Origin of the sequence: Actinoplanes sp. NPDC049598, assembly GCF_040675435.1 — a bacterium.
Lineage (GTDB): Bacteria > Actinomycetota > Actinomycetes > Mycobacteriales > Micromonosporaceae > Actinoplanes.
This window is the reverse complement of the sequence record NZ_JBFAOX010000004.1, coordinates 398,172-417,936: the sequence shown is the minus strand read 5'-3', so window position 1 is coordinate 417,936 and position 19,765 is coordinate 398,172. Positions and strand designations below refer to the sequence as shown.

The 19,765-nt window shown below is 72.3% G+C and carries 14 protein-coding genes; 9 read left to right on the top strand and 5 right to left on the bottom strand.

Annotation, left to right across the window (positions count from 1 at the left end; all coding sequences use genetic code 11):
* The first annotated feature begins 107 nt into the window (after positions 1 to 107).
* The 5 genes from AB0J66_RS13085 (at position 108) to AB0J66_RS13065 (ending at position 6,388) form a co-directional block, all read left to right on the top strand.
* Positions 108 to 1,388, top strand: a complete 1,281-nt coding sequence (locus tag AB0J66_RS13085) for a vanadium-dependent haloperoxidase (protein ID WP_364659336.1) — start codon at positions 108 to 110, stop codon at positions 1,386 to 1,388.
* 21 nt (positions 1,389 to 1,409) lie between these two features.
* Positions 1,410 to 2,864 (top strand): AAA family ATPase, encoded by a 1,455-nt coding sequence (locus AB0J66_RS13080; protein ID WP_364659334.1) that lies wholly within the window; start codon positions 1,410 to 1,412, stop codon positions 2,862 to 2,864.
* A gap of 1 nt (position 2,865) precedes the next feature.
* A complete protein-coding gene (locus AB0J66_RS13075) occupies positions 2,866 to 3,966 on the top strand; it encodes a hypothetical protein (RefSeq protein ID WP_364659332.1) in 1,101 nt (366 codons plus the stop codon).
* A gap of 54 nt (positions 3,967 to 4,020) precedes the next feature.
* Positions 4,021 to 5,460: an ATP-binding protein gene (locus AB0J66_RS13070; RefSeq protein ID WP_364659330.1), complete on the top strand. Its 1,440-nt coding sequence runs from the start codon at positions 4,021 to 4,023 to the stop codon at positions 5,458 to 5,460.
* Between the two features lie 64 nt (positions 5,461 to 5,524).
* Positions 5,525 to 6,388 carry an NAD(P)-dependent oxidoreductase gene (locus tag AB0J66_RS13065; RefSeq protein WP_364659328.1) on the top strand — a complete coding sequence of 288 codons (864 nt, stop codon included), beginning with the start codon at positions 5,525 to 5,527 and terminating at the stop codon, positions 6,386 to 6,388.
* A gap of 11 nt (positions 6,389 to 6,399) precedes the next feature.
* Here the strand turns inward: AB0J66_RS13065 and AB0J66_RS13060 are convergent, their stop codons facing one another.
* The 3 genes from AB0J66_RS13060 to AB0J66_RS13050 all read right to left on the bottom strand — a co-directional run bounded on the left by AB0J66_RS13060 (position 6,400) and on the right by AB0J66_RS13050 (position 11,340).
* Positions 6,400 to 7,488 (bottom strand): hypothetical protein, encoded by a 1,089-nt coding sequence (locus tag AB0J66_RS13060; RefSeq protein ID WP_364659326.1) that lies wholly within the window; start codon positions 7,486 to 7,488, stop codon positions 6,400 to 6,402.
* A complete protein-coding gene (locus AB0J66_RS13055) occupies positions 7,488 to 10,103 on the bottom strand; it encodes a CHAT domain-containing protein (protein WP_364659324.1) in 2,616 nt (871 codons plus the stop codon). Before AB0J66_RS13055 ends, AB0J66_RS13060 begins: the two co-directional genes overlap by 1 nt.
* A gap of 208 nt (positions 10,104 to 10,311) precedes the next feature.
* Positions 10,312 to 11,340, bottom strand: coding sequence for a hypothetical protein (locus AB0J66_RS13050; protein ID WP_364659322.1), 1,029 nt, complete (start codon positions 11,338 to 11,340; stop codon positions 10,312 to 10,314).
* 377 nt (positions 11,341 to 11,717) lie between these two features.
* On the opposite strand from AB0J66_RS13050, the gene AB0J66_RS13045 reads away from it, so the two are divergent.
* Both AB0J66_RS13045 and AB0J66_RS13040 read left to right on the top strand, forming a co-directional pair.
* Positions 11,718 to 12,677 (top strand): hypothetical protein, encoded by a 960-nt coding sequence (locus AB0J66_RS13045; protein ID WP_364659320.1) that lies wholly within the window; start codon positions 11,718 to 11,720, stop codon positions 12,675 to 12,677.
* A 52-nt stretch (positions 12,678 to 12,729) separates the two neighbouring features.
* Positions 12,730 to 14,199, top strand: a complete 1,470-nt coding sequence (locus AB0J66_RS13040; protein ID WP_364659318.1) for a vWA domain-containing protein — start codon at positions 12,730 to 12,732, stop codon at positions 14,197 to 14,199.
* Positions 14,200 to 14,794: 595 nt separating this feature from the next.
* Here AB0J66_RS13040 and AB0J66_RS13035 read toward each other — a convergent pair.
* Positions 14,795 to 15,835, bottom strand: coding sequence for a hypothetical protein (locus AB0J66_RS13035; protein ID WP_364659316.1), 1,041 nt, complete (start codon positions 15,833 to 15,835; stop codon positions 14,795 to 14,797).
* 199 nt (positions 15,836 to 16,034) lie between these two features.
* Entirely contained in the window at positions 16,035 to 17,450 is a 1,416-nt protein-coding gene (locus AB0J66_RS13030; protein WP_364659314.1) for a hypothetical protein, read from the bottom strand.
* Between the two features lie 81 nt (positions 17,451 to 17,531).
* On the opposite strand from AB0J66_RS13030, the gene grpE reads away from it, so the two are divergent.
* Together grpE and AB0J66_RS13020 are read left to right on the top strand one after the other, a co-directional pair.
* Positions 17,532 to 18,101, top strand: coding sequence for a nucleotide exchange factor GrpE (gene grpE / locus AB0J66_RS13025; RefSeq protein WP_364659312.1), 570 nt, complete (start codon positions 17,532 to 17,534; stop codon positions 18,099 to 18,101).
* Positions 18,094 to 19,764 carry an Hsp70 family protein gene (locus tag AB0J66_RS13020; protein ID WP_364659310.1) on the top strand — a complete coding sequence of 557 codons (1,671 nt, stop codon included), beginning with the start codon at positions 18,094 to 18,096 and terminating at the stop codon, positions 19,762 to 19,764. The genes grpE and AB0J66_RS13020 overlap by 8 nt, the downstream gene beginning before the upstream one ends.
* Position 19,765: the final 1 nt, after the last annotated feature.

Genomic DNA, 19,765 nt, shown 5'->3' with positions numbered 1-19,765 from the left:
GCCGTGACCAGGTGAGACGTCTGAGGTCAGAGGAGTCGGATTCCCATCACCGGAACCGGCCGTCCGGCCGAGACACCCGCCGCGGCCACCGGAGAAGCGTCACCCGCATGAGCACCGATCAGCACACCCACCCTTATCTTTGGGCCGGAGTCGCCGCAGCCGCCCTGGTGCCGGTTCTCGCCACCCCGGTCCAAGCGGCGCCGTCCGACACGGCCTCGGTCGTCTCCGACTGGAACGCGGTCGCCGCCGCCACACTGGCCGCCGACACCGGCAAGACCGGCCCGGAAACGTTCCTCTACATGGGATTCGTGCAGGCCGCCGTCCATGACGCCGTGGCCGGGCTGCGTCCCCGCTACGAGCCGTACCGCCGGCACGGCACGGCCCCGCGGCACGCCTCCGCCACCGCCGCCGCGGCCGCCGCCGGGCACAAAATCCTGGAAACCTACTCGCCGTACGCCAGGACCGCGCTCGACAACGCGCTGGCGACCTCCCTGGCCGAGATTCCCGACGGCGCCGCCAAGTCGGCCGGAGTCGCCTACGGCGCCCGGGTGGCCCGCGACCTGATCGCCCTGCGCGCGCACGACGGCCGCAACGCGCCCGTGCAGTACACCCGAGCCCCGGCCCCCGGCATCTGGCGGCCCACCCCGCCGGCCAACCTGCCGATGGCCGCGCCCTGGCTCGGCGGGGTGACCCCCCTGCTCGCCCGCAGCGCCCAGCAGTTCGCCCCACCGGCGCCGCCCGCGCTCACCTCACGCCGCTACGCCCGCGACTTCGCCGAGGTGAAGGCGCTCGGCTCGGCCACCTCGACCACCCGCACGGCCGCGCAGACCGAACTCGCGACGTTCTTCTCCGGCAACGCCATGGTTCAGATCAACGCCGCGCTGCGCGACCAGGCCGCCGTACGCCACCTCGACATCACCGCCGCGACCCGGATGTTCGCCGCCGTCGACATGACCGTGGCCGACGCCGTCATCACCACGTGGAAGTCGAAGCTGGACCGCGCCTACTGGCGCCCCATCACCGCCATCCGCCTGGCCGACACCGACGGCAACTCCGCCACCAAGGCCGACCCGGCCTGGACCTCGATGATCCCCACCCCCAACTACCCCGACTACGTCAGCGGCTACAACGCCGTCATCGCCGCCGCCTCACGCGCCCTCGAGCACGTCGTCGGCCCCCGCCTCAACCTGACCCTGACCTCCACCGCCGCCCCCGGCGCCACCCGCCACTACCGCTCCGGCTCCACCCTGCGCGCCGACGTCGTCGACGCCCGCATCTACCTGGGCATCCACTTCCGCACAGCCGACACCGCCGCCCGCACCCTCGGCGTCACCCTCGCCGACTGGACCGCCCACCGCTACTTCCGCCCCACCAACCACCGCGGCTGACGCTCTGTTAGAACTGCGGGCATGCTTCATGACGTTGTCGAGGAAGTCCGTGAAAGGTTCGGTCCGGAGTTCGTGCCGTCGCGGCTCGCCGCCGAGGCGGACGTCCGGCAGTTCATCGAGGCGAACCTGGGCGCCTTCGACGCCGAGCGGATCATCGCGCTGGGCCGCATGATCAACCGGCACGGCAAGGCCGGGCAGAACCGGTTCGACCGGTTCACGCCCGGCTTCACCGGCGCCATCATGAGCAAGCTGGGCAGCGATCCCGCCCGGTTCAACGAGATGGCCGGCCGGCTCTGGCGGGAGCCGATCGATCAGGCCGTGGCGACGCTGGGCGCCATCTACGCCGACCGGCCGCTCTTCGCGCACGCGGGTTCGTCGCTGCCGAGCTTCCTGCTCTACCTGCGCGACCCGGACCGGTTCGGCGTCTGCCTGAACGCCACGATGCTCGGACTGGCCGAGGTGACCGGCCGCGGCTATCGAGCTCGAAGCCGCGAGGACTACGAGCGTTTCTGCGCCGACCTCCGCGCTTGGCGCGAACAGTACGGGGTGGCGCCACAGGAGGCCGATGCCATTCTGACCGCCGTCAAACGGGCCGCAACGTCCGAGGCCGCGCCCGTGGTTTCCGATCCTCCCGGCGGGTTCACCACGGAGCAGGTGGCAGCCGCCTGTTACCTGCCGGTGGAGCAGGTCGATGGATGGGTCGAGGCACTGACCACCGGCATGCGACAGGCCGTCTTCCACGGGCCGCCCGGCACCGGCAAGACCCACGTGGCCCGGCTCCTGGCCGGGCACCTGGCGACCTCGCCGGATCACATCGAGCTGACCCAGTTCCACCCGGCCTACTCGTACGAGGACTTCATCGAGGGCCTGCGCCCGGACGACGGCCAGGCCGGGCTGCGCTACGAGGTCCGCAGCGGCCTGTTCCTTCGGCTGTGCGAGCGCGCGGTCAAGGCGCCGGACGAGACGTTCGTGATGATCATCGACGAGATGAACCGGGCCGACCTGGCCGCGGTCTTCGGCGAGCTGCTGTACCTGCTCGAATACCGCGGCACCGAGGTGCGGCTGCCGTACTCGCAGCGCCGCTTCTCCGTGCCCCGCAACGTCTTCCTGCTGGGCACGATGAATACCGCCGACCGCAGCCTGGCCATGCTCGACTTCGCGCTGCGGCGACGCTTCAACGCCTTCCCGCTGCTGCCCGACGATGCCGTGCTGAGGGGCTGGGCCGAGAGCCGCTCGGTGGCCAACGCCGAGCTGGCCTTGGGCGTCTTCCGGCTCATCCGCGAGCGGGTCGGCCCGGATGCGCCGGTCAGCCCCGGGCATTCGTACTGGATGACCGAGGCCCTCGACGCGGCCGCGGCCGAACGCATCTGGACCTACCAGCTACGGCCCTACCTTGCCGAGTACTGGTTCGAGCGGCCCGCCGAGCTGTCCACCCTGGACGCCGACGTGCGCGCTCTGATCGGAGAACTGACCTGAGGTGCTCCACCTGACCGAGTACGCGACGACGACCGCCGAGCTGACCGCCGCCGAGGCCGGTGAGCTGGCCCGGATGACCCGCGGCGCCGCCGGTGGCGGGCGACCCCGGGTCATCGAGCGACTCGCTCCGACAACCACCCCCGGGACGTACGAGATCCAGCCCGGCCCCTACGTCGGCCGTTTCGCGCTGCCCAGCGGCCGGGTGGTGGACATCGGATGCCGGTTCCCCTTCCACGACCTGGCCACCCTGCTCGGCCTGGGCCGGCGGGCCACGCTGCTCGAGGAGGCGGCGACGCCCGGCGCCGGCGGCCGCAGCCTGATGGACCTGATCGCCCTGGCCTTCGCCCGCCAGGCCGAGCTCGTCGCCGGCCAGGGACTCGTGAAGGCGTACCAGCGGCGGTCGTTCACCCGGCCGCCCTACCCTGGCGTGCCGGCGCCGGCCGTCCACCTCCGGGTACACGCCGGGCGCCCCGACCGGCTCGCCACCACGGCCAACCGGCTCACCCCGGACGTGCCGCTGAACCGCCTTGTGGCGACCGCGCTCCGGCGGCTGTGCGCGCTGCAGCTCACCGACCGGCTGCGCGCTCTGCTACCCGTCTTCCGCGACTTCCCCGACCTGACCGGGCGGCTCCCGGACGTCGGGATGGTGCCGGCCCGCTACCGCGACCTGCACGCCCTGTCCCGCCTGATCCTCGACGACCGCACCACGCTGCCCGTGGGCTCCGGCGTCGCCGGGGTGAGCGTCCTGTTCAACATGACGAAGATCTGGGAGAACCACGTCGAGCAGTGGCTGAGAGCCCGGACGCCGGGCGCCGCCGTCTCCCCGCAGCACCGCATCCCCCTGACCGACGACCGCGCCGAGCCCACCGCCCGCGCCGACTTCGTCATCCTCGAGAACGGCACCCCGGCCGCCGTCTACGACGCCAAGTACCGCCCGTGGCGCGCCATCCCCTCCACCGACGAGATCTACCAGCTCTTCACCTACGCCCACCGCCTCGGCGTCACGCACGCCGGCTTGGTCTACCCCAGCGCCACCACACGCCACGCCACCACAACGATCAGCGGCGTAACGCTCGAATCATGGAGCATCGCGATAAGGTAGATGCCATCTACGTAGATCCGATCTACCTAGATGACATCTACCGAGGAGGCGTCCATGTTCGTCGGCCGAAGCACTGAACTGGCCCTTTTGGGTCGACGAATCGACCATGTCACGCAAACTGGCTCAGGTATCGCGGTGGCTTTGCGCGGCCGGCGCCAAGTCGGCAAGTCCCGCCTGGTGCAAGAACTGTGCGACAAATCGGGCTTTCCCTACCTTTACTTCACCGCGGTCAAGGGCGCTTCGATCAATGAGTCGACGACCCAACTGCTGCAGGCGCTGACCGAGTCGGATCTTCCCAACGACCACGCGCTGCTTCCGAGCGCACCACCGGCCGGCGGCTGGGGCGACATGTTGAGGATTCTGGCCGGGGCCCTGCCGGACCGTCCGTGCATCGTCGTGCTAGACGAGTTGCCCTGGCTCGCCGAACAAGACGACACGTTCGACGGGCACCTGCAGGTGGTGTGGGACCGGCTGCTGTCACATCGTCCAGTCCTGCTGCTTCTACTCGGCAGCGACTTGCACATGATGCAGCGACTCAGCGCGTATGACCGGCCGTTTTACGGCCGTGCCGACAACTTCGTTCTGGGGCCGCTGAACCTGGCCGAGACGGCTGCGACGACCGGCCTGTCCGGATCGGATGCCATCGACGCGCATCTGATCACTGGCGGGCTGCCCGGGATCCTGCTGCGCTGGCCGTCCGGGACTCCCGCCGACGAGTATCTTCGCCACCAAAGCGTCGACCCCAACTCAACACTGTTCACAGTGCCTGAGCAGTCCCTGGCGTCCGAGTTTCCCAACCCGGACATCGCCCGGCGTGTCTTCGAAGCGGTGGGCGGAGATGCTCGCACCTACGGGAACATCGCGGGTACCGCCGGTGGTCGGACCGGGCCTATCAGCTCCGGAACCCTGTCGCCATTGCTGCGGCAGCTTACCGACGACAAACAGGCGCTGATCGCTGACGAACCGCTGTCGATCGCCGGTGGCAAGCCGACCTTGTACCGGGTTTCGGACAGTAACCTTCGTCTCTATCTCGCAATCCTGCGTGACGTCCAGAACCTGGCTCGGAGGGGTCGCCCCGACAGCGGATACAAGGTCTTCCAGAACCGCTGGAGCAGCTGGCGCGGCCGGGCCGTAGAACCGTTGATCCGTACGTCACTGGAAGAGGCCGCGCTCGGCGGCGTCCTTCCGTGGCCGGAAGCCCAGGTGGTCGGCGGCTGGTGGAACCGGCAGTTCAATCCCGAGGTGGACCTGGTCGGGGCGGACCGGGGACCGGTGGCCTCGCGGATCCACTTCTGCGGCTCCGTGAAGTGGCTGGGCACACCCTTCGACCGCCATGACCTGCATCAGCTCCAGGAAGGCGCTCGTCAGGTCCCCGGCTTCGACGCTTCGGAGACCGGCCTGGTCGCCGTTTCGCGGTCCGGCGCTGACCTGCCCGCCGAGGCCGTCGACGTCGTGTGGGGGCCGGAGGACGTCGTGGCGGCCTGGCGGGCCTGAGCTTGGTATGCCGGGGAGGGCGGTGGGTAGCAGTTACCAAAGCCTCGGGTGACGGGAGACGATCATGAGTGGCGGGGTTGCTGTGCTGGGCACCGGGATCATGGGGGCGGCGATGGTCCGCAACCTGGTGGGGGCGGGGCTTTCGACGGCGGTCTGGGATCGGTCGCCGGAGGCCACTGCGCCGCTGGGCGAGGCGGGGGCGACGGTGGCGGCGTCGCCAAGGGAGGCGGCAGACGGGGCGTCGGTGGTCATCACGATGCTGCCCACGGCTGAGGTGATCGAGTCGGTGGTGGTGGACGGCGGGGTGGTCGAGGCGCTGGGGCCGGATGCGGTGTGGGCGCAGATGGGGACGATCGGGCTCGAGGCGACGGCACGGCTCGTCGAGCGGGTTGCGGGGCTGCGGGCGGACGTGTCGTTCGTGGATGCTCCAGTGTCCGGCAGCAAAGGACCCGCGACGGCCGGGGAGCTGCTCATTCTGGCGTCGGGGCCGGAGCGGGCGGAGGCGTTGGTGCGGCCCGCCTTCGACGCCATCGGGCGGCGGACCCTGTGGCTCGGGGCGGCCGGGCAGGGGACGGCAATGAAACTGGCCGTCAACGCGTACATGGCGATTTTGATCCAAGGCGTGGCCGAGGCGACCGAGCTCGCCACCCACCTGGGTATCGACCCGGCTCGGCTGGCCGAGGCGATCGAGGGCGGGCCGCTGGACGCCCCGATCGCCGACGCCAAGCTGCACAAGATGGAGGAGGGCGACTACGCGCCCGAGTTCCCGCTGCAGTGGGCCCTGAAGGACGTCGACCTGGCCCTGAGCGCGGCCGGCGACGACCGCCTGCCCCTCCTGGCCACCCTGTCGAAGCAGTGGAAGGCGGCGGTGCAGGCCGGCCACGGTCACGAGGACATCAGCGCGGCCCGGGCTGCTCTCAACGAGTGAGCAGCTGCGCTTCACGCCCGAAGTTCTTGGCTGAGCTCTCTGGTCACGCTGTCGGTGAGCGCGTCGAGGGGCTGCAGAAGGTCGATCGCCGTGCGCAGTGCCTGCCGGGCCGCGGTCAGGTCGTCGGCGCCGGGCCAGCCGCCCGGCCCGATCCGGGACCGGTGCCGCAGGGCGACGGCGAGCAGCAGCTGATTCGGGCCGTCGTCCGGCTCCCGGGCGGCGATGGCGACGGTCAGCGCGACCAGCTCGTCGGTGCGGGACCGGGCCGGGGTGTCGTGCAGCAGCGCCTGCGCGGAGGCGACCGGGTCCTGCGGGTGCGGAAGGAGTACCCGCAAGGCCCGGCGCGCGTCGCCGACGTCCGGCTCGGGAATCGGCCGGCGCGTAGAAACCGGGGCCGGGGTGGCCGCCGAGGGGACGTCGACCACCGCCACCGGCCGGTCCAGCGGATCGAGCTGGGCCAGCAGGTCGCCTTGCAGGGGCGACAGCACGATGGGTGAGCCGGACTTCTGAACGTCGCGCAGCCGCTGAACCGACTTCAGCATCTTGGCCGGATCGCTCACCCCGGCGAGGCCGCGCAGGATCTCGACCATCTCCAGCATGGTCCGGATCCCTTGGGTGACCTCGCTGCCCAGTTGCGGCGCGGCCAGTGCCTGCCGGAAACAGTCCTCGGCGCGGTCGACGGCGCGGCGGATGCCGGCCGGCGAGCCGCCGATGAGGGCGGCGGGCATCAGGTGCACCTGGCCGAGCATCATCAGGCTGGGCAGCATGAGCGCCGGTGGCAGGCGCTCGAAGGCCAGCCCCTCCTCCAGCAGCGGGATCGCCTTCACCCGGTCCTCGTCGGGGCCGGCGTGGGCCAGCGCCCGGATCGCGTGCTGCTGGCCCAGCATCGCGGCGACCTGCCCCCGCCAGGCGTCCGCCGCCTCGAAGTAGCCGTAGGCCTCGGTCAGCACCTCGATGATCTCGTCCAGGTAGGCCCGGGCCGCCGGCTGCCCGGGCCCGGCCCGCCAATACCGGTCGCTGAGCGCCTGGCCCAGCCGGAGCAGGGGCCCGGTCCGCGCTCTGCCTCGATGCCCGGCCACCTCGGCCCGTAAATGGTCCATCACTGTCCCCAATGCACGAAGCCGGCCCAGTTCACGACCGCGCTCGCATCCGCCCGCTCGGCCTGCTCGCGCAACGCCGGCGGCATGTCCGGCCAGACCCGGCGGCGCGGGTCGAGCATCCACAGCTGGGCGTTGCGCAGCGCCGCCCACGGCGTCAGCCCGCCGGTCATCAGGCCGCGGTGGAACGCGTACATCATGGCCGCCGTGCCGTCGTCCGGGATCCGCCATTGCGTCGACAGCACCGACCGCACCCCGGCGGCCAGAAAGGCCGTGCCCAGGCTGTACGCCTCGTCGTAGCCCGTCACCTCGCGCCCGGTGCTGCAGGCCGACAGCACCACCAGGCCGAGCGGCCGGTCGAGCAGCCCACCGAGCTCGGCCGCCTCCAGCTCACCGTCGGCCAGCGCGAGGTATGACCGGGGGTCGGCCTGGTCCGCCGCGACCACGCCGTGGCAGGCCAGGTGCAGCATCGACCCCGCGCCCGGGCCGGTCGAGGCCAGCCACTGCCGGACGTCCTTGCGGGTGCCGGCGCCGGCGTGCCCGTGCGATCCGTCCGGCCGGCGCCCGGCATAGCGGGCGCCGAGATAGAAAGAGCGATGGACGCCGTACGCCTCGGCGCGCGCGAACGGCAGGTCGGCGGCGGGATCACCGACGATCAAACCCAACGGCTCCGGCCGTACGGCGGCGAGCCCGGCCGAGAAGCAGAAGAGCCGGGCCGAGGCGGCCTGGGAGATGGCCATCAGCTGCACGGCGTACGTGCCGTCGCGCCGCCGGGCCGCATGCCAGGGCACCCGGGCCAGCACGCCCATCGGCACCAGCACCACCCGCGGCGGCCGCCCCGGCGGGGTCAACCGGGCCAGATGGCCCCGATAGATCTTGCCCATCGCGGCCCGCCAGGCCCAGTCGCAGAGCGCGTCCAGGCGCCCGCCCAGCGGCGGCGCCGGAGAGTCCACCGCGGACATGTCGCGGGGCAGCGCGGCCAGATAGGCGTCCAGATCCGGGGCGGCGTCCAACCGCAGCTCGGGCAGCGCGCTGTAGCTCACCTCGCCCCGCGCCGACACCACGATCGCGTAGCCCGGGACCACGCCGTCGGCCGGCACCAGGTAGACCAGCGCGTCGGCCTCGACCCGGCGCAGCGCCGCGCCGACCTCCCCGGGCGCCGGCGGGTCGGTGACGGCCCAGCGCAGGCCGTCGCCGGCGAGCGCGTCGAGCACCTCGCGGCGCAGCCGCCGATCCACGCCCGCCCCGCCGGCCAGCGCCGCGCGCCACCGGGCGGCCAAGTCGTCGTGCCCGGCCCGGCTGAGCCGCCCGGCGATGCCCCGCATCTCGGTGGCCGCGAACAGCGCCAGCCCGCGGCCGGAGTCGAGGGCCCGTACGGCCTCGGCCGGGTCGTTGGCCCGCAGGCACTTGCGGGCGATGCCGACGGCGCTCTCCGCCGCGTCCCGGGCGGCGATGGCCGCCGAGCGCAGGTCGGGCTGGGCGAGCACGTTCCAGAGGTAGGCGCGCATCGCGTCGACCGCCTCGCCGTGCCCGGCCGGACGGCCGAGCCGGTACCGGATGTCGGCGAGCATCTCGGCGTACCAGATGGAATTGAGGTCGCGGTCCCCGCCGGACAGCTCCACCGCCTCGACGAGCAGGCGCTCGGCCTCGGGCAGAGCGCCCACCCGGTTGGTGACCTCGGCCTGCCGGAAGAGGGCGAGGGCGAGCGCGGCCAGGTGCAGCGCCCGGCGCGGATGGCCGGGCTCGAGGCCGGCCAGCGCCTCCCGCAGCGTGCCGACCGACTCGGCGATCCGGCCGGGGTCGGTCTCGTCGGCCAGTTCGGCCATGCCGATCACGGCCAGTCCCATCGACGGATCGCGGTCGAGCAGGTCCTGCCGCGCGTCCGGGCCGCCCGGCCCGCCCCCGGAGAGCAGGTGCTCGATCCCGGTCAGGGCCTCCTCGGCGGCGGCCCGGACCGGATGACCGGGCGTGAGCCGGCCGGCGCCGTCCCGGATGCGGGCGATCAGCGGGGTCAGGTCGTCGCCGCGGTGCTGGGCCGCCATCAGCTCGCGCATCGCGGCCAGTAGGTCGGCCATCCCCTCGCCGTCCGGCGCGCCCGACCCCCGTACCCGGTCACCGAGCCCTTGAGCCCGGTCCATCAGGTCGGTGAAGGCGGCCGTGTCGCCCTCGGCGGTGGCCCGGGCCATCTCCAGGCCGAGCCGGGCCGAGTCGATCAGCGCGGCCAGGGCCCGGTCGGCGGCCGCGTCGGTGGCGAGCCCGTCCACTTCGGCGAGCGCGGCCCGGTAGTCGCGCAGCCGGCCGTCCGCCGCGGCCATGCCCAGGGCCAGCGCGCGGGCCGTGGCCCGCAGCGGGCGCCACTGGGCCGCCGGGGGCGGATCCAGGTCGGCCACCGCGACCAGATCGTCCAGCACCCGCATCCGCGAGGCGACCAGGTGGGGCTCGCGGCGGACGATCGCGTGCACGAGCGCGGCGGCCAGGCCCGGACGGCCCGGCGTCCCGGCCGGCAACCGGGGGAAGTCCGCCAGGGCCGGGTCCAGGTCGCCACCGCCGGCCGCGGCCGCCGCCCAGATGATGGCGCCGACCCGGTGAGAATCATCCGAAGGCGTTCCCGTGGTCACACGTTTCCCTGACGGACCGGTCACCGGGGTGGGGCAGCGGGCCGGCAGTCCGCCAGAGCAGGATGACAGCGTTGGCGCACCGGTCGTGAGGAGATGGGCCGCCGTGGAATTGACTCCCGAGCAACGGGTGCTCATCCAGCAGGTGCTGGAGGCCGAGCTGCGGACCGCGCTGCGCCGGGCCGCCGGGGCGGGGGCCGGGCCCGGCGACCTAGCCGCCGTGCTGGCCGACCGCCGGGCCCTCCTGCAGGATCTTGAGTACGGTGTCGGCCAGCCGCCGCACAGCGGCCCGGTCGCCGAGCACGGCCCGCAGGCGTTCGTCGCCGGCCTGGCCGGCGCCGGGGGCCCGGTCGATCAGCTCGGCCCCGTTCCCGTCGAGGAAGAGCGCGACAAGCACGCCTGAGACCGCGGTCTCGGGGTCCACGCCGGCGCGCAGCCTGGCCTCGATCGCCGCCAGCGCGACCGAGGCCAGATCACTGGCGTGGGCGTCGTCGAGCTCGTCCGGTTCGGCGGCGCGCAACGGGCGCGGGTCGGTGGCGTTGTCGCCCGGCGGCGGGGCCAGGGGGGCGTCCTTGCGGCCGAGCGGGCGTTCCACGTGGGCCTCGTACCAGTCGGGGCGCCGCCGCATGACCGCCAGCACGGCCCCGACCTCGGCCTCGACCACCCGCGGGGTGCTGCCCTCGTAGTCACCGGTGATCACGCAGCGGCGGTGGGCCCACGCGTCGAGCGGCCACACCGACCGGCCGGCGTTCGCCGGGACACCGACCCAGGTCAGGATCTGCAGGGCCAGCTCGAGCAGCCACCGGTCGTGGCCCAGCCCCTCGGCCAGCGCCTTGGTCATCCGCGGCCGCTGCAGGGCGCCACGCTCGCCGCGCCGTCGGCGGTGGGCGTCCACCGCGGCCCGGGGCGCCCAGTGGGCCAGCCAGGCGTCCAGGTCGTCGATCTCGGTGCGCGAGGCGAGCAGGTGATCGATCACGGCGTCGACGTCGTCCTGGAACGCGTCCAGACAGGCGGCGGTCAGATGCCGGACGCCCCGCAGGCAGGCCCGGTGGCTGCGGCGGATCTCGACCTTGCGGGTGACCACGGCGAAGACGATCGGGTGGACGACGGCGTAGATCGCCGCGCGCAGACGGCGGCGGGCGGCGGCGTCGCCGGCCAGCATCGTGGCGGCCAGCCGGGCCGTGGCGGCCAGGTGCCGTACGTCCGTGACCCGCGCATCGGCGTAAACCGTAACGGTCATGTCTTGTCCTTATTTGTCGCACAGTAAGCAGCGCGAGGCGCTAGAGGGAGTGTCGAAAGCAGACGGCCGCGAAACCACCCCACAAGGGGGGAAATGGCCACGCGGGCCGGGAACCGATCCGGCCCGGTACCGGCGCGGTACCACCGGCCTAACCCGTTTGGTGTTCTATGCCGTCACTGGCTGTACACATTGATGAAGGAGCACCAGGAAATGCTCTCGCCTGCTCAGGCCCACATCGGGCCGATCACTGTCCTAATTCCTGGCCCGATATTGGCCACACATGACACTCTGCGTAACCGCAACGGAACTCACTTGGCTCGCAACACTGCGCTGCGTTGCTCTAACGTCGACTCATCGTGACGACGCCAGGAGGTTCCATGCCCGACGATGCCGGCCTCCACGAGGAACTGATGGCGCTGCGCAACCGGCGCGGCGTCGAGCGCCCCGGCATCGGCGCCGAGCTCGGCCCGGGTCTGCGCGCCCTCAGCGGCGTGCTGGCCTCCGACCACGACCTCCGGGTCCGGCACAAGGTCGTCACCCTGCTGGAACGCCTGCTGACCGACCTGCCGCCCGACCTTCGGCAAGCCGCCCGGCTGGCCTTCGCCATCGACCGGGACCACCGCTACCCGACCCTGCAGGAACGCGTCGGCCAACTGGCCGAGCTGCAGAGCTGCGCGCCCCGGACCGCCCGCCGGCTGATGGACCGCGCCCTGCACGAGATGGTGACCGCGGCCGCGGGCTTCGGCGCCGGCACGCTCGAGGCCGGCACCGGGCCGGGCTGGCGGGCCACCTCCCTCAGCGCCCTCTTCCGGCTGGACACCCCCACCCCCGAGCTGTACGAGATGCGCCGCATCGTCGCCACCCGCGACCTGGACGAGGTCACCGTGCGCCTGGGCCTGCCCCGGACGCCACCCGGTGAGGTACGCGGCGAGCTGGTCGTCGACGCGCTCTTCGGGGCCCGGGTGACGAAGGTGACCCGGGTCGAGCACCAGCCCGAACGCAACTACTACCGGGTCGATCTGGCCCTGCCGGGCACGGTCGCGACCGACCAGGAGCACGAGATCTGGCTCCGCGTGGTGCTGCCACCGGGCCAGCCGACCTGGAACCACTACGCGATCGTGCCGCTCAACCCCTGCGAGACCGGCAGCGTACGGGTCCGGTTCCACCCCCGGCGGCGGCCGTCCGCGGTGTGGCGGCTCGACGAGGTGAACTACCTCGACCTCGAGGACGGCACGGCCGGCGAGCATCCCCTGCCACCGGACGCCCACGGCGAGGTGAGCTCCCGGTTCAGCCGGCTCCGCGAGGGCTACGGCTACGGGATGGCCTGGCTCCACTGATCCGCCCCGCCTGTCCGTCAGACAGTCATGTGACGCGGGCAGGAGGACACGGATGAACATGCTGACGGTGGCGCTCGCCGCCGCGCTGCTGACCCCGGCCGGGCCGGCCCCGGCCGGCCCCGACCAGGTCTACGCCGCGCTGGGGGTGAACACCCGCCCGGCCGACTACGTGGTGATGATCGACGTCTCCGGTTCGATGGACGGCGCCCGGTACACCCAGGTCAAGCGCAGCCTCGGTGAGTTCCTGACCGCGCTGGCCCCGGACGACCAGGTCACCCTCGTGCCGTTCGCCGAGAAGCCGCGCTCCGCGAGGACCCAGCCCGCCGGCCGCGCCGCCGCCCAGCTGATCGGCCAGTTGCCGGCCAAGGCGGACGGCGTCAGCACCGACATCGGCGCCGCCCTGGAGAAGAGCCTCGACGTGCTGAGCCGCCCCCAGGCGCCCCCGGTGGCCAGCGTCGTCCTGCTGACCGACGGCGTGCACGAGCCCCCGGCCGGCAGCCCGTACCCGTTCACCGCCGGCTACCAGTGGAACGTGCTGGCCCGGCGGGCCCGCGACCTGAAGAAGACCTCGATCAGCGCGTACGCCGTACCGCTGTCGGCCACCACCGGCGCTCCCCTGCTGGCCAAGGTCTTCCCCGGCGCGCAGACCCTGCGCATCACCGGCATCGACAAGCTCACCGCCGCCCTGGACCGCCCCAAGCAGACGGCCCGGGCGGCCAAGGCCCGCGCCCTGCTGGCCGGCGAGACGGCCAAGGGCGTCACCGTCACCTGGCCGTCCGGCCCGCTGGGCGCCGGCGAGCAGACGGTCGAGGTGCGCCTGACGTCCACCCAGGCCCGTGTCCCACTGACCATCGACGGCCTGACGGCCTCAAGTGCCAACCCGGCGGTACGGGTGAGCGCGCCACCCACGCCGATCGAGCTCCCACCCGGCGGAACCGCCACCGTCCCCATCACCGTCGGCTGGCCGGCCGGCCCGCGCCGCCTCGCCCCGTTCGCCACCGTCCGCGAAACCGCCCCGCTGACCCTGACCGCCCGGATCGGCTCCCCGTGGAGCCAGGTGATCACCGGCGATCTGAAGATGACGTTCACCCCGACACTGACCGGCGGCGCCCACAACACCGACCTCTCGGCCCAGCGCGGCAGCGCCGTCTGGTGGGCCCTGGCCCTGGCCGTGCTGATCGCCCTGCTGATAGCCGCCCGCTGGGCCCGCACCCGGCGGCTGCGCCCCGCCCTCACCGGCACCCTGCTGGTCCGCAACGGCGACAAACCGGAAAGATCGCTCCCCCTGACCGGCCACCGCCAGCGCCTGACCGCGGGCGCCGCCGGCATCCCCGGCGCGGGCGAGGTGTCCGCCACCCGAGGCTCGCTCGGATCGTCCGAGGTGGAGCTCCACATCACGTACTCCCCCGACGGCACCGAAACCCACCGCGAAACCCGAGCCTGCCGCCCCGGCGTCACCGTAGCCATCGGCAGCGTCCGCTTCACGTGGAAAGCCCCGTCCCAGCGCTCCGGCGTGCGCTGACCCGGCCACCCGAGCCCACCGCCCACCGCCCGCGCACCCTGACCGCGCACCCCGCCCACGCACGCTGACCGACAGCGCCTGCGGACACAGGCACCTCAGCCAACAGGCACTCCGTCGACCCACGCGCTCACCCGACAACGCCCGCCATCCACGCACCCCGACCGACAGCCGCCACCCCAACCGCCCGAAGCCCGCCCACCCCTACACCCGACCGACAGCCGCTACCCGGCACCCCACCGCCCGGCAACACCAGCCCATCCACGCATCCCGAACGACAGCCACGCACCCCGAACGACACCCGCGGCCCGGCGCACCCTCGGCTCGACAGCACCTACCGTCGCTGGGCGGGCCATGGACGCCGCCCCGCCGACACCCTCGCACCCGTCCGGCAGCACCTGCCGCCCGCGCACCCCGACCGGCGCAGGCCAAGCGATGGCCTACCGCTCCGCGTGGGCCCGGCGCGCGCGGGCCGCCGGCCCAGGGCTCGGGTGCGCGGGGCCGGCGGGCCGTCGTGTGGGCCGCAGGGGTTTTCCACAGGGGTGGTGCCGGATGCCCGGTTGTCCACAGGCGGCCGACATGATCTAGGGGTTTCGGGTCAGACTGGGTCGGGACGGGGGCCCCCGGGGAGGGTGGGCTCCGCGGGCTGGCGGGTGTCGGCGATGATGGCGCGGACGGTGCCGACGATCTTGTTCACGGTGGCGGCGTCGGCGAGGGCGCCGGTGACGCCGCCGAGGGGGTCGGGGGTGGCGTGGGGGGCGCGTTCCAGGCCGGCGGTGAAGGTGCCGCCGAAGACCTTGCGGATCACGTCGACGACCACTGTGCGGGTGTCCTCGCCGACGCCGCAGCGGCGGTTGATCGCGGCCACGGCCTCGCCGGCCAGGCGGCGCAGTTCGCTCTCCGTCGACGCGTCGGGGTCGGTCACCGGGGGCGCCTCGTCGGGCACGACGGCCAGCGGGGGCCGTTTGCGGCCCAGCGGGCGTTCCACGTACGACTCGTACCAGTCGGGGCGGCGCTGCATCGCGGCCAGCACCACGTCGATCTCGCGGGCGACGGTGGCGGGGCTGCTCGTCTGCCAGTCGTCGGTGGAGGCGGCCCGGTCGGCCGCCCACGCCTCGAGGGGCCACATCTGGGTGCCGGCGGTGGTCTCGACGCCGACCCAGATCAGGATCTGGGTGGCCAGCGTGGTCAGCCAGCGGTCGTGGCCGAGGCCGGCCGAGAGCCATCCGGGCAGCCGCGGGCGCTGCAGGGCGCCGCGTTCGCCGCGCCGGCGGCGGTGCGCGTCCACGGTGGCCGCCCGGACCCGGCCGGCGATCCAGGCGTCGAGGTTGAGCACGGGCGTACGGCAGTGGGTCAAAAGATCTTGAACGACGGCCTCGACGTCGTCGTGGAAGCCGTCGACGCACCCCTCGGCCAGCCGGTCGACGCCCTTGGCGCACAGCTGGTGGCCCCGGCTCAACTCCAGCGACCGGGTGAGGCGGGCGAAGACGATCGGGTAGGCGATCTCGTAGGCGGCGCCGGTCAGCACTCGCCGCTCGGCGTCGTCGGCGCGGGCGGCATGCTCGGCGAGCCGGCCGGTGCCGGCGAGCTCCCGCAGGCGGGCGGCACCGGACACATAAGTCGTGGATCCGTTCGGCATCCTCACGGCGGCTCCCTCCGTTGTCGTGGCGACCGCCTCAGCGGCGCACGCAAAGTGGACAGCCGACACCCACCCGGCAGCTAGACCGAAAACGGTCACTCAGAAGAACCATCCGGTCACCCTTGCCCCGACTCGCCGGACCCGCTCCAGACTTTCGACGGATCGATGCCGGATGATTGGTGGACCCCGTTCCGGTGTCTCACGCCGTACCGTCCGCCGTAGGATCACCCGCGTCGCCAGGATCTTCCGACGGGGGTCGCTGGTCCGGCGCCGCGGGCGTCCCCGTCGCGGTGGACTGTGGATCGGCCGAGTTGAGCGCGGCCCGGGCGCCGGCGACCACAAGTTCGACGCTTCTCGCGGCCCGGGAGAGTCCTCGGAGGAAGCGTCCCGCTTCCGGGTAGGTGCTCCAGAACGATCCGACGACGAGAACCAGAGCGCAGAAGGTCGCCAGGACTCCCACCACCGCGCTCGGCATCGGAAATTCGAAGTGGAGAAGGGTCAGCAGGATCACGGTCGGCCCGATCAGACCGGCGATCTTGCGCCCTTCACGGAGAAAACGGTTTCCGCCGAGCCGCTTCTCGCGTTTCTTGGCTTCGGCCTTCACCAAGGGAGGCAACGCGTCACCAAGCTGGTCCTGGCACACTCCGACCAGGCAGGCTCCGGTCAGAGCGGCCAGTTCCTGATCCTCCTTGGCCTTCCCCAGCCGAGCGTTGAACTTGCGCAGTCGTCCAACGAGCTCCTTCTGCTGCTTGCTGAGTTCGCGGCCATGGGGGCTGAACCACTCGCGCAGGGATCGGCCACGTCCCATCACCTTCAGCGTGAACGCGGCCTTGCGCACACTACCGGCGATCTTGGAACGGCGGTCCTCCTCGATCGGACCGTCAGTCTGGTGCAGCAGCTCGATCACCCTCATGAGCTGGTCGAAGGCACGAACACGCAGCGAACCTCCGCCGGCGCGAGACCTGACGATCAACGCCAGCCCCACCCGGCTGAGCAGTGCGAAAATGATCAGTACGACGGTGAGTGCCGAACCGAGCGCGACGCCGGTCGCCAGTTGCTCGCCGCTTCCCGTGGGGAGGTGCAGCATCCATCGGGGGTCCCACCACGGAGCGCCGGCGCTGCCCCGCCACACCGCTCCGCACACCACCGCGGCGAACGCGGTCATCAGGGACGGCAAGACCAACCGGCCGCCACGCAGGGAATACGCGGCAGGCAGGGTGAGAGTGGCGACCGCCATGCCATAGCCGACCAAGGCGGCCGGGCGAGACCAGACGGTCGTGGCCACCAGCCATGCGCTCAAGGTGGCGACCAGCGCGCCTACGACGATCTGGACGATCCAGAAGATCCACCGTTCGCGCACCCGCCGCCTCGCCGCTGCTTCGCAGAAGCCGTCGAATTGCCGCCGGTCGTCGGGCTTCATCGGAGGCAGCTTGGCGTCCAGCGCACGCAGCCGTTCACACTCGTTCTCCCGCGCGTGCCTGATCGCGTCGATCGTCGACAGGGGTTTGCGGACCATCGCACGGCCGAGGCGGGTGATGAGCACCCGCAGGCGGACGCCGGCCGAGGGGTTCTCAGCCGGGCGCGCGTCCGCTGCCTCCTTGATCGCCGGCTTCATCGGACTCCGATCGTCGCTGCTCGCCGTCGTGGCGGTACTGACGGACGGAAGACGGCCAGAAGCTGTCCGTCAGGACTGGGCATGACCCTTCAAGAGGAGCCGAGCGAGGCGGCCGCGGCGGACGACGGCGACGTCCCGGGGCCCGACCTCGACGGTCGGCTGACTGAGCTCACCGAGGCCGTCGACGCGCTGCGACGGGAACTCAAGGCGGCCGACGAGCGGTCGGCCGGGCGGGATCGGATGATCGAGCGGCTGCACGACGACAACCAGAAGTTGCGGGCCGGGGAGCGCCGGCTCGTCCTCATGCCCGTGCTGACCGATCTGCAAAGGCTGCGCAACGACCTGATCCGGCAGGCCGCGGTGGGCGGGCAGGAGGTGGCCGGCCTGCTGACCTCGTACGCCCACTCGGTGGAACTGACCCTGGAGCGCGGGGGCGTCGCCGTGATCCGGCCCGCGCCCGGTGACGAGTTCGACGGCGGGCGGCACCGGCCGGACGGGGTGCTCGACGCCGAACGACCCGAGGACGACGGCCGGGTCGCGGTGGCGCTGAGCGACGGCTACCTCGACACGATCTCGGGCCGGGTGCTCACGCCGGCCACCGTCCGCGTCCACCGATGGACCGCACCTCTGAAGGAGGAAGAGCATGTCTGACTCGTTCTTCGGGATCGACCTCGGCACCACCTACTCGGTGATCTCCTACATCGACGAGTACGGCAAGCCGTCGGTGATCCGCAACGCGTCCACCGGCAAGGAGACGCTGGCCTCGGTCGTCTACTTCGAGGCGCCGGGCAATGTCGTGGTCGGCGAGCAGGCGAAGAACCTGGCCGTCGTCTACCCGGACAAGGTGGTGGCCCGGGTCAAGCGCAACATGGGCAAGGAAAGCAACTGGGAGTTCGACGGCGTCGCGTACACCCCGGAGTCGATCTCCGCCTTGATCCTCAAGCGGCTGGCCGAGGACGCCGCCGAGGAGACCGGCCGTACGGTCAAGGATGTCGTGATCACGGTGCCGGCCTACTTCGGCATGCTGGAGCGGGAGGCGACCAAGCAGGCGGGCACGATCGCCGGGCTCAACGTCATCGGCATCGTCCCCGAGCCGGTCGCCGCGGCCATGCAGTACGACGTCGCGGCCGGCGACTCGGAGCGGACGATCCTGGTGTACGACCTGGGCGGCGGCACCTTCGACACCACCGTCATCCGGGTTTCGGCCGACCGGATCGACGTGTTGTGCACCGACGGCGATCAGGAGCTGGGCGGCGTCGACTGGGACGACCGGCTGGTCGGCCACCTGGTCGACGAGTTCGTCGCGCAGACCTCGATCGAGGAGGATCCGGCCGACGACCGGGAGTTCATGCAGGAGCTGCGGGAGAAGGCCGAGGACGTCAAGCGGCAGCTGTCCAGCGTGAACTCGCGCAGTGTGCCGCTGCGTTTCGGCGGCAAGCAGGCCACCATCGAGATCACCCGGGACATGTTCGAGCAGATGACCGGCGACCTGCTGGACCGGACGATGGGCTACACGGACCGTACGCTCGAGAAGCTCGCCGCCAAGATCGGCGCCGACGACCCGGCCGGGCGGATCGACGAGGTGCTGCTGGTCGGCGGGTCGAGCCGGATGCCCGCGGTGAAGGCCGCGCTGGAGAAGAAGTTCCCGGGCTGGAAGCCACGCCTGCACGACCCGGACCTGGCCGTGGCCAAGGGCGCCGCCCGGTACGCGCTGAGCAGCGCCATCTGGGACTGGGGCACCGCCGACGGCGACTCGCCGAGCGCGCAGGAGCGCAAGGAGCGCGTCGCCGCGATCGCCCAGTCGGCCAACCTCGACCCGGAGAAGCTGGCCGCCTTCGCCCGCAAGCAGATCACCACCGTCCTGCCCAAGGCGTTCGGGGTGCGCCTGGTCAACACCGAGGTGCCGGGCTGGGAGCACGACGTCGACGGCAGCAGCTACATCCAGCACCTGGTGCACGCCGACCAGACGTTGCCGAGCCGGCAGGAGCTGACCGCCGGCACCGTGGTCGCCGATCAGCGCGAGGTGAAGGTCGAGATCTACGAGCAGGCCGGCGGCGAGGAGAGCAGCGACATGTCGGCCAACAAGGCGGTCGACCACGGCAGCGGCCTGATCACCGGGTTGCCGGCCGGGTTGCCGGCCGACTCGCCGATCGAGGTGCTGATGACGGTCAGCCGGGAGGGCCTGCTCCGGGTCGAGGCCCACGAGCCCCGCAGCGGGCGCGACCTGGTCATCGAGGTGCAGGTCAGCGTGCTCTCGGACGAGGAGGTGTCGACGGCCCGCCGGACCGTCTCCGCCATCACGGTGAGGTCCTGAC